The 13195-nt window shown below is 69.4% G+C and carries 16 protein-coding genes and 1 pseudogene; 5 read left to right on the forward strand and 12 right to left on the reverse strand.

What is annotated here, in order from left to right; translation table 11 throughout:
- Positions 1-2: 2 nt before the first annotated feature.
- The 5 genes and pseudogenes from BJF79_RS14265 to BJF79_RS65560 all read right to left on the reverse strand — a co-directional run.
- Positions 3-833, reverse strand: coding sequence for a hypothetical protein (locus tag BJF79_RS14265; protein ID WP_075897798.1), 831 nt, complete (start codon positions 831-833; stop codon positions 3-5).
- A 31-nt stretch (positions 834-864) separates the two neighbouring features.
- Positions 865-1674, reverse strand: a complete 810-nt coding sequence (locus BJF79_RS14270) for a hypothetical protein (RefSeq protein ID WP_143219924.1) — start codon at positions 1672-1674, stop codon at positions 865-867.
- A 44-nt stretch (positions 1675-1718) separates the two neighbouring features.
- Entirely contained in the window at positions 1719-2099 is a 381-nt protein-coding gene (locus BJF79_RS14275) for a DUF4913 domain-containing protein (protein WP_075897802.1), read from the reverse strand.
- Between the two features lie 59 nt (positions 2100-2158).
- Positions 2159-3208, reverse strand: a complete 1050-nt coding sequence (locus BJF79_RS53255; RefSeq protein WP_410050084.1) for a type IV secretory system conjugative DNA transfer family protein — start codon at positions 3206-3208, stop codon at positions 2159-2161.
- Positions 3112-3912, reverse strand: a pseudogene (locus tag BJF79_RS65560) (type IV secretory system conjugative DNA transfer family protein); the annotation flags it as partial. The gene BJF79_RS53255 and the pseudogene BJF79_RS65560, both read right to left, overlap by 97 nt.
- Before the next feature lie 107 nt (positions 3913-4019).
- Here BJF79_RS65560 and BJF79_RS14285 point away from each other — a divergent pair.
- Positions 4020-4640 carry a DUF6000 family protein gene (locus BJF79_RS14285; protein WP_075897804.1) on the forward strand — a complete coding sequence of 207 codons (621 nt, stop codon included), beginning with the start codon at positions 4020-4022 and terminating at the stop codon, positions 4638-4640.
- An 11-nt stretch (positions 4641-4651) separates the two neighbouring features.
- Here BJF79_RS14285 and BJF79_RS14290 read toward each other — a convergent pair whose 3' ends face one another.
- From BJF79_RS14290 to BJF79_RS14315, 6 genes are all read right to left on the reverse strand, one after another.
- Positions 4652-6073: a hypothetical protein gene (locus tag BJF79_RS14290; protein WP_143219928.1), complete on the reverse strand. Its 1422-nt coding sequence runs from the start codon at positions 6071-6073 to the stop codon at positions 4652-4654.
- 43 nt (positions 6074-6116) lie between these two features.
- Complete coding sequence (locus tag BJF79_RS14295) at positions 6117-7589, reverse strand: SCO6880 family protein (protein WP_075897824.1); 1473 nt, start codon at positions 7587-7589, stop codon at positions 6117-6119.
- Positions 7582-8850, reverse strand: a complete 1269-nt coding sequence (locus tag BJF79_RS14300) for a hypothetical protein (RefSeq protein ID WP_158079174.1) — start codon at positions 8848-8850, stop codon at positions 7582-7584. The genes BJF79_RS14295 and BJF79_RS14300 overlap by 8 nt, the downstream gene beginning before the upstream one ends.
- A gap of 119 nt (positions 8851-8969) precedes the next feature.
- Positions 8970-9530 (reverse strand): hypothetical protein, encoded by a 561-nt coding sequence (locus tag BJF79_RS14305; protein WP_158079175.1) that lies wholly within the window; start codon positions 9528-9530, stop codon positions 8970-8972.
- 147 nt (positions 9531-9677) lie between these two features.
- Entirely contained in the window at positions 9678-9962 is a 285-nt protein-coding gene (locus tag BJF79_RS14310) for a hypothetical protein (protein ID WP_262401993.1), read from the reverse strand.
- Positions 9959-10423 (reverse strand): hypothetical protein, encoded by a 465-nt coding sequence (locus BJF79_RS14315; RefSeq protein ID WP_083733432.1) that lies wholly within the window; start codon positions 10421-10423, stop codon positions 9959-9961. The genes BJF79_RS14310 and BJF79_RS14315 overlap by 4 nt, the downstream gene beginning before the upstream one ends.
- 207 nt (positions 10424-10630) lie before the next feature.
- Between BJF79_RS14315 and BJF79_RS14320 the strand changes: the two genes are divergently transcribed.
- Together BJF79_RS14320 and BJF79_RS14325 are read left to right on the forward strand one after the other, a co-directional pair.
- Complete coding sequence (locus tag BJF79_RS14320) at positions 10631-10909, forward strand: helix-turn-helix domain-containing protein (protein ID WP_075897814.1); 279 nt, start codon at positions 10631-10633, stop codon at positions 10907-10909.
- Between the two features lie 27 nt (positions 10910-10936).
- Positions 10937-11902 (forward strand): C40 family peptidase, encoded by a 966-nt coding sequence (locus BJF79_RS14325; protein ID WP_075897816.1) that lies wholly within the window; start codon positions 10937-10939, stop codon positions 11900-11902.
- A 301-nt stretch (positions 11903-12203) separates the two neighbouring features.
- On the opposite strand, the gene BJF79_RS59810 is transcribed toward BJF79_RS14325, so the two are convergent.
- A complete protein-coding gene (locus BJF79_RS59810) occupies positions 12204-12395 on the reverse strand; it encodes a hypothetical protein (protein ID WP_262401994.1) in 192 nt (63 codons plus the stop codon).
- A gap of 173 nt (positions 12396-12568) precedes the next feature.
- Here BJF79_RS59810 and BJF79_RS59815 point away from each other — a divergent pair, with 173 nt between their 5' ends.
- Together BJF79_RS59815 and BJF79_RS14335 are read left to right on the forward strand one after the other, a co-directional pair.
- Entirely contained in the window at positions 12569-12769 is a 201-nt protein-coding gene (locus BJF79_RS59815; protein ID WP_262401995.1) for a hypothetical protein, read from the forward strand.
- 130 nt (positions 12770-12899) lie between these two features.
- Entirely contained in the window at positions 12900-13118 is a 219-nt protein-coding gene (locus tag BJF79_RS14335) for a helix-turn-helix domain-containing protein (protein ID WP_075897818.1), read from the forward strand.
- The last annotated feature ends 77 nt before the right edge of the window (positions 13119-13195 follow it).

The raw sequence follows: 13195 nt of genomic DNA on the forward strand, positions 1-13195 counted from the left end.
AGTCAGCGAGATGGCCCTTGCCGTCTGGGGTGGGGCGCGGGCTTGGCACCGGCTTCGGACGGCCCACGAACACCTTCCTTGAGGCGTTGCGTGATGGGCGTCGGGAAGCCTTGAGCGGCGAGACGACCGGGGCTCAGGTCGTCCCGGGGTCGTTGCGGCTCTGGTGCGGGGAGGCGTTCCGAGATTCTGCTGAGGAGCAGGTCGGTGATGCTGCGTGGCTCCATGCCGGTCCAGGACGCGAACGAGGCCAGCAGAGCGCGGTGGTCGCGTACGTCGTCGGTGCTCGGGCGGACGTTTTGTACGTCGGCGAGCGCGATGCGGGTGGTCGCATCGAGCAAGGCGCGTTCGGCGCGAAGCGGGAAGTCGATGACGCCTGCGGTGGTGGTTGTGGGCGGGAACGGCGGCGCCGGTTCGAGATCGGCGGCGACGACGGACTCGCTGCTCCTATCGCCGATGAAGTGCACGTGGTACTCGGGGATGCCGTGGTCGGGGACGAACATGCCGGTGACGGCCCCGCGCGTCGGGCGTCCGAGGAGGATCGCTTCCTTGGCGGTCGGTCCTTCCAGTTGGACGGCCGTGCCGATTGCGAAGACGTTGGCCTGCTGCTGTTCGGTAAGGAAGTAGGCCTGGGAATCGCCGAGGATGTCGTCGAAGTCCAGGCCCCGGCGGTCGGCGTAGTGCATCAGGTCGACCAGCAGGTCGCTGATCAGTTCGTGGGCGTGGGCGTCATTTGTCCGGTGTTGGAGGTGCCCGGTTTCCTCGAAGAGTTCCTGGAAGGTGTCGAGGATGGTGGCGGCGAACTCGGCGTACTCCTCTGGGCCGGCATCGGCCATGCTGCCTCCGGTGATCGGCGGTGTGTCAGGGCTACGGGCGGTGCTTGCTCGGCCTACTGGAGGAGGGGGGCGGTTGCGGACGTGTCGATGGTGCGGGGTCGTCGCCTCGCAGGACGGCGGTGAGGTCGTCGGGGAAGGCGGTGGCGGCGACATCGGCCGGCGAGGGCGCCGACGTGTCGTCGTCCGCGGCGTGCAGGGTTTTCCAGGCGATGTGCCGCAGGTGCTGTACGACGGCCGCAGGTGTGGTGCCCGACCAGTTGGCCAGCGTGCCGGAGAGCTCGGCGAAGTCGGCCAGTACCGGCGGATCGGCGGCACCGGTCGGATCGCGCAGCATCTCGATGGACATGGCGATGACCGTGGCCTCGACTTCGGTGGCGGAGTGGACGATCCCCGTGGTGCGTGTCGGGATGAGCGGGATGGGGACGGCCGGTCGCAGATCCGACGTTCGGGCCCGCAGCGGTTCGGCGAGCCCCGGGACGCGCACCGCGCAGACGTCCTGGCCAGTGGGGGACGCCTTCAGTTCATTGATGAATCCGCGGTGGTTCGGGACGTCGTCGGCTGGGCGGCCGGGCCGGAATTCGACCTCGGCGTTGAGCCGGAACCGGTCGGGCGCGGCCATGGGATAGCTGTCGCGGTCGAGCCGGGCGCGGACGAGCCGGTCGAGGAAGTCGACGGTGTCGAGGTCGTTGTGGTCGGCGTAGCGGAACAGGTCGTCGACGAGCCCGTGGATGAGGCCCTCGGCTTCGGCTCGGCTTTCACGGTGGCCGATGGCGAGGCCGGGGAGCAGCTGCTGCTGGTAGGCGTCCAAAGCCAGCAGCGTGGCGTCGATGCGGTCGGGCATGCGGATCTCCAAACGGGACGGGCGATGGTTCGACCGGTCGAGGTTCAGGCGTCTGCCGGGACGGCGCCGTCATCGGAGGGCAACCATCCGAACGGGACGGGGACCAGGCGGGCTTCGTGCGGGACCAGGTGCTCGTTCTCGGTGCACTGGTAGAAGGGCCCGCGCGCACCGAGCAGCACCGGGAGTTGGTGGTCGAGGTGGTCGCGGTACCACAGGGCCATGCCGGTGGCGCCTTGCACGCGCATGGCCTCCCACGCGTACCAGAGGGCGGTGAGGCGAGAGATCGCTTCCCCGTGCCGCCACCACTCGGCGCACCAGCGGTACTCGCCGCCGAGCGTGCGCCGATACAGCGGGATGAAGTGGTGCGTCACCCAGCTGGTGAGGGACGGGTACAGCGGTTCGGGCTGCTGGTCGGCTGCGGGCATCGGTCCTCCAGGAGTGCGTGCGGGTGCATGTCGGATCGTCCTTTCGGCAGGGGCTGGTTCTACTTGTCGTAGTGATCGCGTGCGGCTTCGGCGATCGCCGTGTCCGCAGCCTTGATGGCCTGGTCGATGGCGGTGGCGTGTGGCCCGGCGTACCAGGGGCGGAGCCGGACGAGCGCGGGCTTGGTCCCGGTTGCCAGCAGCAGCGCGGTGCCGGTGGGCAGGGCGCGGATGTCGGCGGCTTCGAGGATTTCCTGGCGGCGCAGCGAGATTTGCTCGCTGGCGCGTCCGTCGCTGTAGGTGATGGAGCGGACGGGCACGTCGTGCTGGCCGACGAGGGTGGCCAGGTCACGGACGAGGCGGGGCGAGTCGATCCCGGCACCGATGAGTTTGCGGGTCGCGGCGCCCCAGAGGGCGGCCATGCCGGGTTCGCCCCACACGGTGACGCCCTGCTCGTAGCTCTGCAGGATGGTGACCGGGATGATTCCGCGTGACCCGAGGTGGGAGTACAGCTGCGGCAGGTCGGCGATGCGGCAGATGTTGGCGGCCTCGTCCAGGGCGACGACCAGGGGCGGGTCGAGGCGTCCGCCGGCTTGTTCGGCGCGGCGTTCGGCGGCGCGCATGGTGGTGTCGGTGAGCGCGGCGATCAGCGGCGCGGCGGCCGACAGCGATTTGGACAGCAGATAGAGCGTGTCGCGGGAACCGGCGAAGGTGTGCGGGTCGAACACGGGAAGGTCGTCGTGTGGGGTGACCCAGGCGAGGATTTCTTCGTCGCGCAGGGCTTTGGCGGCGGTGCGGGCGGTCTGGTAGATCCCGTCGCGGGTCTCGACGCACCGTTCTGGGTGCCCTTGAGTGAGGAGGCCATGAGCTGGAATCCAGCCTCCTGCAGCAGCTCGATGGGGGTGGGGACGGCTGGCTCGTCGAGCCACTGCGCGACGTGGTGCAGGGACCGCCGCGAGGTGGCGGCGGCCAGGAACAGCGCGCACAGCAGGTCTTGGGCGGCAGGGCCCCACAGGTCTTTCTTCTGGCCGTCGTCGACGGTGAGGACGAAGTGCCCGGCGAGCCGGTGGGCCTCTTCGACGGTCGACAGGCCGGCGAGCGGGTTCCACCACCAGGTCTGCGGCTGGTAGGTGATGTGCTGCGGATCGAACAACCAGGTCCGTCCATCGGTGCGTTCGGCGCGGACGGCCGCGATCGCCGACCACAGGTCTGCCTTGTTGCTGGTCGCGATGACCGCACCGGGAGCCGAAAGCACATGCGGGATCGACTGGGTGGTCGTCTTGCCCGACCGCGGTGCCATGAACGCCACGACCGTGTCCTCCCATGAAGTGAACAGCGTCGGGCCGCTGCGGTCACCGGGCAGCAGGACGTCCCCGAGGACCAGCCCGATGTCTTCGCTCGGCAGTTCGCCGGGCGCGGTCCCGTGCAAAGAACGCCGCAGGCTGACTGCCTTCTCGGACGCCGCGCCGGGCTGGAGAACGGCGAGACCGGGGTTGTCGGCGAGCGCGGCGACGGGATCCCCAGGTTGCAATCGACGCCCGGCGATGCACTGCCACCCGAACCACAGCCCGGTTGCCGCTGCGGTGACAAGCACCACGAGGACGGACAGGACCAGCAGGGTCGGCGTCCCCGGCCACGCCGCGTCGGTGTTCCACCCGGCGACGGCGAATGCGAAGTCGGCGCCGAACGGCATGACCCGTCCACTGACGAGCACGGCGGTGACCTTCGCCGAGACCCACACGATCCACAGCCCGACGATCGGCGTCCAGCAGGCGGCCAGGACGAGCCATCCACCGGCCGCGCTGGAATGGAACATTGACGGTTGCGGTCCGAGCGCTCGGCTCACTTGCCCCCTCCGCAGGAGGGGAGTGAGCGTGGTCGCGGACCTGGTGTGATGTTTCGCCTTCGAAGGAGAATGTTCGAGTGAGCAGTCGCTTTGATGAGTATGGGAGCCCTGTCCGTCGTTACGTTCACGTGAGCTCGGAGGAGGGAGTCGGCCGTTACCTGGATCTCCTGCACGGCAACTTTGCCAGATTGCCCGAGCAAGAGCGCAGGAACTTTCTTCGGAATCTGGGGCGGGACGCTCGACAGATCACCGATGCCGAGCTTGGATTCTTGCTGCGCCTGGGCGGGGTCGCCGGATGGCGCGAGCGCCTCACGGCCGCTTGGCTCATCGGCATCGACCGTCGTGTCCAGTTTCGTGAATCTTTCGGTCAGTTGCTGCTGGACAGCGAGCTTGTCTACGCCGGGCAGGGTTACTGCTTTGCTTTCGCCCGTTTTGGAGAGTCCGAGGATGCCCATGTTCTGGCTACTTACCTGGATCGCTATCTGCCTAGGAGCGACTGCTTCTACGATCAGCTTTGGGCGATCGGTGCGCTGCTCCATATCGATGATCGGTCCGGAACGGATTACGCGGGGCGCTTTGTTGGAGACGGAGGGCTCTGGCAGTGCTCTGCTTTCGCCGAGTCCGATCCATATGAAAGCCAACGCGCGATGGCTGGGCTCTGGACTTTCGCTGACCGGCTTGAAGATGACTCGATCTGAGACTGGCCGGTTCATGCGGTTCTCCGGATGGCCTGATCGGTGTCGTACAGGTCGGTTTCGGCGCCGACGAGGGAGAGTTCGACGGGGATGCCGAGCCGTTCACCGGTTTTGATGAGGTACTTGCCGCGGCCGGGGTGGCGGGCGCCGGGTTGCCAGGAGTCGGGTGCCGACCACGAGGACACGAGGTGTTGCTCGGGACCGGTGAGCGGGGTGATCTCGTGCACGCGCGCCAGTTCGCGGGGTGGGAGTCCGGCCAGGACGGTGATAGCGGACCGATCGGCGAATCCTTTGGCTTTGGCGCGGTCTTCTTCGGTGGCGAGGGCGTCGAGGTCGGCGAGCGAGTGGGTGATCATGATGGAGGCCATGCCTTTGGCGCGGTTGAGGCGGGTGAGGGCGTCGGCGTGCTCGACCAGCCCGGGGGCTCCACGCAGGGCGCGCCAGAGTTCGTCCATGACGCCCAGGTAGGAGCGGCGTGGGGTGGCGCCGAGGTCGGCCAGGGCGGTGGCGGCGTCGACCATGCCGAACGTGTAAGCCCAGGTGCACAGCATTGCGGCGGTGAGGAGTTTGTCGCCTGCGGCGCGGACGCGGGAGATGTCGACGCTGATGGCGGGGGCGTCCAGGTCCAGGGCCCGGGTGGTGGGGGAGTCGAACACCCCGGCCAGCGACCCGGAGACCAGGAGGTCGAGCGTGAACACCAGATCGCGTGTCTGGGCCCGGTAGGACGCGTCGGTGTCGGTGCGCGTGGCCGACCGGAGTTCCGCCGGGCCCTCCTCGAGAATCCGCAGGACGTCGACGACGGTCGGATCGTGGTCGAGACGGCCGTCGAGCAAGTCGATAGCCTGCCCGAGGACGACTTCCTCGGCGTTGGTGATACGCGCCTCGCGCACTAGCGTCGCCAGCGCCAGCAGCAGCGACAAGCGGCGTGAACGAACCTCCCACCGGAGCGTTTCGGCGTCGGCGCCGGACAGGCGCCGCCGCGCTTCGTTGAGGGGACCGGCGTCGAGGGGGTTGATGCGGTCGGCGCCGCGTCCGACCCGGATGACCTGCCCGCCGAGGTACTCCACGAGCATCGTGTAGTCGGGTTTGGTATCGCCCAGGACGATCGGCGTGGTCCCGGTGGCGACCGCGCCGGTGACCAGCCGTTTCACCAGCGTGGACTTGCCGGTGCCGGGCTGCCCGAGAACGAACATGCCCGGGTTGGTCACCAGCCCCTCGCGCAGCCAGGCGAGTGGGTCGAGGCAGACGACCTCGCCCCAGAGCTGGTGGCGCCCGACGGGTGTGCCGACGGTCGGTGTTCCGGAACCGGCCGTGAACGGATACAGCCCGCAAACCTGGCTGGTGGTGGCCTGGTACTCGGGTGCGGCTTCGACGTGCGCGGCGCGTCCGGCAGCCCTGCCGTGCCAGCCCCAGGCCGGGGCGAGCGGCTCGGCCATCGCCCGCTCTTGGACATGTTGAGTCATCGAGAGATCTCCAAGGTCAGTGAATGAGTCGGCGGGACACTTCGGGCGGGCAGATGCCGCACGGCAGCGTGGTGGCGAATCCGGTGGCCTGGCTGCCCCACATGCGGCGCAGCCGGATCTTGGCCGAGTCGGCCGCCGTTTCCACGTGCGAGATCGCGCGGGCGAGTTCGTCGGGGGCGGTGACGGTGACGGTGGCGTACATCGACACCAGGCACACCCCGGCGCCCATGGCTTCCTCGGCGGCGGCCTGGCGGGCGCGGGCGGCGTCCCAGCTGTCGCGGGCGGTTTCGTCGCGTCCGGTGCGGCGCCGGAACTGTGCGCGGAACGCCGCCGCGTTCACTTCCTGCTGCAGCACCCTGCTGGCCGCCGCGGCTGGCAGCGCCCGGTACAGCAGTGTCACCCGCTTGGGGAACGGCCCCGGAGCGACGAGCCGCGCGAGTACGTCGGAGCGGACGTTTTGGCGTGGGGGTTCGTGCCATGCCCAGCTCACCGAGGTTCCGCCGTCGTGTTCGTAGTGGTCGGTGTGCTCGGTTGCGGTGACCGGGCCGGCCTCACCCCAGGAGAGGATGTCGTCGGAGCCGGGGTGGGCGAGGAGTCGGTTGACTTCGCCGCGCGCGTGTGGGTCGAATCCGGTCCTGATGGCCCCGGCGATCTCGGCGGCGGTGGCGCGCCCGACAACGGAGACCCCGCAGTTGCCGAGCCGGGAGGCCAGCCCGTCCAGCGTGCGCCCCAGCTCGGCTACGGCCTCGAACAAGTCACGCGGACGGGCCGTCGATGCTTTGGGGGCGAAGGTGATCGACACGCGTGTGTCGACGTCGGCGGCGGCCGACGGCGCGGCCTGCACGAGCTGGTCCATGATGCGCCGCGCGGGCTCGGGCGCGGACGGCACGACAGCGCGTCCGACCGCGTCGGCGAGGGTGGAGCCGGGCTCGGGTGCGGTCTCCACCGTCACGGTCACCCACCGGATGGCGGGCATGTGCCCGAGGGCGGCGAGCCAGCCGCCCCAGGAGGACACCCAGGTGTCGGCGTCGGACCGATCCGCCAGCCACGTCGAGGTCGGCACCACCCGCAGCGTCGCGGTCAGCAGCCCGGTGCGGCGATCCCACACGACCCCGTACCGGCCCCCGTAGCCGTCTTCGACGCTCAGCAGCGTCAGCGGCGCCAGCACCCCCGGCAGCTGGAACGCCCGTGGATGATCGATGACGACACCCGCCCGGTACCGGTTGCGGCCGCGCAGGACCGCCCACCGCCACCGGATCCGCGCGAGCAATACCCGGGCGAGCGGAATCCCGCCGATGCGGACGAAGCCGAGCCCGGCCGCGATCGCCGCCGGTGGCAGCAGGAATACCAGCGTCCTTGGTGCGACGGCCGCGACCAGGACCACCACCATCGCGCAACCGAGCACGATAAGGGTGGCGGTGGTGTCCATGCCCATCAGCCCGATGCCGTGTCGGCGCCGCCAGCCCCCGTACGTGCGGACCTCACCCATTGCCGCCGCCCCCTTCACCGGCGGCTCCACTGGGACCACCGTCGTCGCCGGATCCGCTGGGGTTGCCCAGCCACCGGATCATGTCCTCGCCGCGATGCCGCTCCTTGTCGGCCGTCCGGACGGCGGTCGGACCGACCGGCTCGTCGTTGTGGGCGTCCCCGTTCTTTGCGGCCCAGCCGCCGCCCTGCGCTCCGTCACCCGGCGTCTGACCCGGTGCCCCGGTCACGGTGTCGTCATGAGGTCGGCTTTCGGACGGCGTCCCGGGCGATTGCACCTGCTCCCCATCGGTCCTCGGCTCGCGCGGGGCCGTCCGGTCCGGGGCGACCGGCGGCTGCTTGCCCTCCTGCGCCCCCTCCCGATGCTCGCCGAGCTGCTGCTCCAGGTAGTTCGCGTGCTCGCCCGCAGACCCCGACCCTCCACTCCCGGAGCCGCTCCCGCCGCCATAGGCGCGCAATGCCCCCAGGGCGGTCGCCCCGCCCATCACCGCGCTCAGCACACCGCCGCCACTGGTGGACTCGGTTCCGCCGGTGGTCCAGGAGAAGAACTTCAACAGCACAGGGAACGCGATGAGGCTGATCAGCATCATCGTGTAGCCCATCAGGACGGTGTGCAGTTCCTCGCCTTGGCCGATGAACGTGAACGCGGTCGCGTACACGGCCGCGGCGGCGGGCTTGTAGAAGATGAGCGCGAGCATCCAGCCGGCGATCTTGCCGAACCACGGGCGGGTCGCGGTGGTGATCACCCCGGCGGCGGCCAGCGGCAGCACCCCCGCCAGGACGACCAGTGCGGCGCCGCGGAACAGCAGCAGGAGTGCCTGGACGATGCCGATGAACAGCGCGACCATGCACAGCAGGATCGTCAGCGCCGCGGGCACCCCGGTCGGGAGCGCCACGATGCGGGCCATTCGCGCGGCGAAGTCGTCGTCGGACGAGGTCAGCGCCCAGTCCGACCACAGGTCCCCCAGCTGCAGCAGCTGATGGGGCAGCAGTGTGCCGATCACCGTCACCGTGACCAGGACGACCACGCCCTGCCCTGCACCGACCAAGGGTGCGGCCTTGCGGGTCAGCGCCATCTTCCCCGCGACGACCAGCAGCGCGGCCAGCGCGACGAACACCGTCAGCGGCTGGATCAGGGTCTGCAGGAACCCGATCGCCGGTTCCTTCTCCAGGTTCGGCGAGGGCATATCGACCCACCAGGAGGCGGTGTTGGTGATCAGCCACCCGACGGCCGATTCGAACCCGTCGGCCGTGGCCTGCAGCATGTCGCCGCCGACCGAAGCGGCCAGATCGGGGAACGGCGGCCCCAGCCAAGGATCGTCATCGTCGACCGGCTGGACACACGCCGGCTCCAGCACCGGCGAGCACGGATCCGACGGCGCCATCACCCACCACCCGCCTGCGGAAAGCGGACGTAGCCGTCAGCGGACGGAACCGACACCGCAGACCCGCCCCAACTTCCGCCGGGCGGAGCCAGCACACGCCAGTCGCCGTTCTCCCACCGCAACTGCACCCGGGTCGCCGCCCGGACCGTCACGTCACTGTCCCCCGGACCTGCTGAAACCAGGTCCAGGCTGGCCGACCGGGGCGAGTAGCCCAGCCACCGGAACCCCTCCAGCACCACGTACGCCCGCCCCAACGCCGCCCCGAAGGGACGGTCGCCGCGGCGGCTCTCGTACGAGGCTTGCGTGGACTCCAGCAGTGTCGGCACGTCCGGCCCGATCACCTGGTTACGGATCGTGGGCTCGAACACCCTCGGCCCCCACAACGCGTGCGCCCGGACCACGATGTGCACCGCTGCCAGCAGCGCCCCATGCGGCGTCCGCGCGAACCCGAATGCCAGCCCACCACCGGACTCACGTGGCCCGTCGGCGGCGTAGGGCAAGAGCACACCTTGGTAATCGCGCCACACCATGCCCGCGAACGAGACAGGTGGCGCGCTCACCAACCCCGCCTGCGGCTCAGGATGAACCGCATGCTGTCCGGCGGGTGTGGCGGAATGGTCCGTGGAACTGCACGGCACCGAGGACGAGCGCACCGCCGACGAGCGTCCCGGCCACGACCACCAGAACCCGTCGCGACATTGGCGGCCTCATGTGAAGAACACCGTGACGATCGGCGCCGCCGCCGCGACGAGACTGAGGCCGCCGAGCACCCACGGCACCCCGGTCGCGCCGTCGGCGGCGAACGAGGACCGGTTCTTGCGGCCGATGGCCATCTGACCGCCGCAGATGAACAGCCCTGCCAAACCGCAGATCATCACGCCCCACTTGCCCCAGGCCAACAGCTCCTGGATCTTGGCGTCCAGCCCCGGCGGCGGCGCCGGAGGCGGATCGGGAACCTCAAGCGGCGGCGGGGGATCGGTCGGCGTCGTCACCCGCGCCACCCCCGCCCACCACCGGCCACCAGACCACGCAGCCCGTCCACCGCCGCCCGCGCCTTACCGGGCAGCACGACCTCGGCCGGGTCATCGACCAGCCGCAACGCCCGCACGTACGGAACCCGCACGACCCCGCCGACCTGCCACCCCAGCAGCGCGAACCGCGCCGCCGCATCCCGCGATTCCGGACCGCCGTCGCTGACGATCGCCAGCGCCGCGATGCCTTCGCCGCCCTGCCGCAGCACCCCGACCGCCGCCGTCGCGCTGCGCGCAGCGGCCGCCGTGTTGCGGACCGCCAGCACCACCGGACGTCCCTTCGCCTGCACCGGACACCGGTCCGCATCCGGCGTGGCCCGGACGACGCCCACGTCCCACGCCGCGGGCAGCAACGCCGCCAGCGTCGAGGTCCCGGCACCGCCGTGCGCACCGGCCACCACCACGTCCAGCAGCTCACCCACCCGCAGACGGCCCGCATCGAAACTCCGAAGTCTCAAAGCCGCACACCCCCAATCCATTGCTTTGGGTTGTCGAGCGGTCACTGTATGTGACAGACTTCTGGAGCGCAACCAACGCCAAACACAAACTTCAACCTGCAAACCTGCTAGCGCAGCACCACGTCCGTCACACTGAGAGGCGACGATGACCCCGACCCAGGAGCGACTGCGATGACCGAGAAGCCCGGCCGCGACCCCGACGTGCTCACCACCGCCGAACTCGCCGCCAAACTCGGCCTGTCGCCCCAGACCGTCCGCCGGATGGCCCATGCCGGGCAGATCCCCGCGCTCAAAACCGGCAAGGACTTCCGCTACTCCTGGGAAGCGGTCCGACAGGTGCTGCGGCAGCCCCACCACCAACCCGGGGACACCGCCGATGACACCAACACCCAAGGCGCCGGACACCGCGCCCAACAACGCGCCCGCACCGGCGCCCAATCAGCCGACTAACCCGCCCACGCTCACCCCGGCGGCCCGATGAAAGCCATAGCCGTCGGCATCGCCGCGTTCGTCCTGCCGCTCGGCCTCGTCCTGCTCCTCACCGGACACAACGCCGCCGACAGCATGTCCTCGACCGGTGCGCCCACCGCGCTCGCTCGCAACGACATCCCTCCGGCCTACCTGCGCTGGTACCTGGATGCTGCCGCCACGTGCCCCGGCCTGGGCTGGAACGTCCTCGCGGCCATCGGGAAAGTCGAAAGCGACCACGGCCGCTCTGCCCTCCCCGGCGTCCACACCGGCCAGAACCACGCCGGAGCCGGCGGACCCATGCAGTTCCTCGCCGCCACCTGGGCCGCCTACGGCGCCGACGGCGACCACGACGGCCGCCGCGACCGCTACAACCCCGCCGACGCCATCCACGGCGCCGCCAACTACCTCTGCCACAACAACGCCGGCAAAGGCGGACGACACCTACGCCGCGCTATCTGGCACTACAACCACGCCGATTGGTACGTCCGCAAAGTCCTCGACCAAGCCGACCGCTACGCCGACACCACCCCCACCGGACGCGGCGCCACCGCCGTCCGCGCTGCCCTGCGATGGCTCGGCACCCCCTACTCCTGGGGAGGCGGCGGACCTTCCGGGCCTACCTACGGCACTGCCCACGGCTCCGGCACCAAAGGCTTCGACTGCTCCGGCCTCGCCCAATACGCCTGGGCCCAAGCCGGAATCCGCCTACCCCGCGTCGCCGCCGCCCAGTACCACGCCGGAACCCACATCCCTCGCCACGCTCTCCGACCCGGCGACCTCGTCTTCTTCGCCACCAACCCCGGCAACCCCGCCACCGTCCACCACGTCGGCATCAACCTCGGCAACGGCCGCATGATCCACGCACCCCAAACCGGCGACATCGTCCGCATCGCCACTTGGGCGGGTGACCCCACGCGCGAACGCCAATACATCGGCGCCACCCGACCCGGACCCCGCCCACGCTCTCTCTAACCGGAGGCTTCGACATGCCCTGCAACAACCGCCCCCAGCGTCCCCGCAAGACCTCACCGCCTTGCGGCCCGCTCCGCACCTTCAGCTACGGCGGCGGCTGGCAATCCACCGCCGCCCTCGTCCTCGCCGCACGCGGTGACATCGACTTCTGCACCTTCCTGTTCGCCAACGTCGGCGACGACTCCGAGCACCCCGCCACCCTCGCCTACGTCCGCGACCACGCCACCCCCTACGCCCAAGCCAACGGAATCGATCTGCGCACCCTCACGCGAATCCGCCGCGACGGCACCACCGAAACTCTCTACGGCCGCCTGATGCGCGAAGGATCCCGCTCCATCCCCATCCCGGTCCGGATGTCGAACGGAGCGCCGGGCACTCGCAGCTGCACCGCCGACTTCAAGATCCGCGTCATCGGCCGCTGGCTCAAAGCCCACGGCGCCTCCCGCACCAACCCCGCACCATCGGCATCGGCATCAGCGTCGACGAAATCCACCGCGCCAACGCCCGCCGCCACGAAACCCCACGAACGCATCGTCCTACCCCCTCCTCGACCTCCGGGATCCGCCGCACCGACTCCCCCGCATCATCCGCTCCGCCGGCCTACCCGTCCCACCCAAATCCGCCTGCTGGTTCTGCCCATTCCACCGCCTCACCACCTGGCAAGACATGCGCCGCGACGAGCCCGAACTCTTCACCAAGGCATGTCAACTCGAAAAAACCATCAACAATCGCCGCGCCGCCCTCGGCAAAGACCCCGTCTATCTCACCCGCCACAACGCACCCCTCGCCGACGGCACCCCCGAAACCGACGTCCTCCCCTTCGACCACAATGACGGCACTTGCGACTCCGGCTGGTGCTTCACCTGAATACTCAGTAGTCCGCGAAGGCATCCATTGCAACAGCCTTGGCGCCACAAAGCCTTGACGGAACAGCGACAACTGTCGAATCCGGGTCAGTTCAAGTTGTGTGAGCACCCCTTCTCATGGAGGCGAAACAATGGAGCTCGAGGAATCTGCAGCAAACAAAGAGTCCTATGTGCGGGCGTATACGGTGGAGCAGGTTGCCGATCTCCTACAGATCGGTCGCGACAAGATCTACGAGTTGATCCGGACGGGGCGCCTTCGCAGCGTCAAAATTGGACGGCTGCGCCGGATCACTGAACGGCAACTAGACGACTTCGTCACCTCCCTCGAGCAACAACATGGCTCCCTATAGGGGGGTATCACTCCCGGCGTGGAAATGATCTTGGTGGGGTAGATGATCGAGCAGGAAGATCATCCATCGAATTCGGG

Origin of the sequence: Actinomadura sp. CNU-125, from assembly GCF_001942465.1 — a bacterium.
Lineage (GTDB): Bacteria > Actinomycetota > Actinomycetes > Streptosporangiales > Streptosporangiaceae > Spirillospora.

Excerpts from the sequence above, each read along its gene's own strand:
- BJF79_RS14275 (WP_075897802.1), bottom strand. The coding sequence starts at position 2,099 with ATGCCCGCAGCCGACCAGCAGCCCGAACCGCTGTACCCGTCCCTCACC.
- BJF79_RS14325 (WP_075897816.1), top strand. The coding sequence starts at position 10,937 with ATGAAAGCCATAGCCGTCGGCATCGCCGCGTTCGTCCTGCCGCTCGGC.
- BJF79_RS14295 (WP_075897824.1), bottom strand. The coding sequence starts at position 7,589 with ATGGGTGAGGTCCGCACGTACGGGGGCTGGCGGCGCCGACACGGCATC.
- BJF79_RS14335 (WP_075897818.1), top strand. The coding sequence starts at position 12,900 with ATGGAGCTCGAGGAATCTGCAGCAAACAAAGAGTCCTATGTGCGGGCG.
- BJF79_RS14265 (WP_075897798.1), bottom strand. The coding sequence starts at position 833 with ATGGCCGATGCCGGCCCAGAGGAGTACGCCGAGTTCGCCGCCACCATC.
- BJF79_RS14270 (WP_143219924.1), bottom strand. The coding sequence starts at position 1,674 with ATGCCCGACCGCATCGACGCCACGCTGCTGGCTTTGGACGCCTACCAG.
- BJF79_RS14290 (WP_143219928.1), bottom strand. The coding sequence starts at position 6,073 with ATGGCCGAGCCGCTCGCCCCGGCCTGGGGCTGGCACGGCAGGGCTGCC.
- BJF79_RS14320 (WP_075897814.1), top strand. The coding sequence starts at position 10,631 with ATGACCGAGAAGCCCGGCCGCGACCCCGACGTGCTCACCACCGCCGAA.
- BJF79_RS14300 (WP_158079174.1), bottom strand. The coding sequence starts at position 8,850 with ATGCTGCAGGCCACGGCCGACGGGTTCGAATCGGCCGTCGGGTGGCTG.
- BJF79_RS59815 (WP_262401995.1), top strand. The coding sequence starts at position 12,569 with ATGCGCCGCGACGAGCCCGAACTCTTCACCAAGGCATGTCAACTCGAA.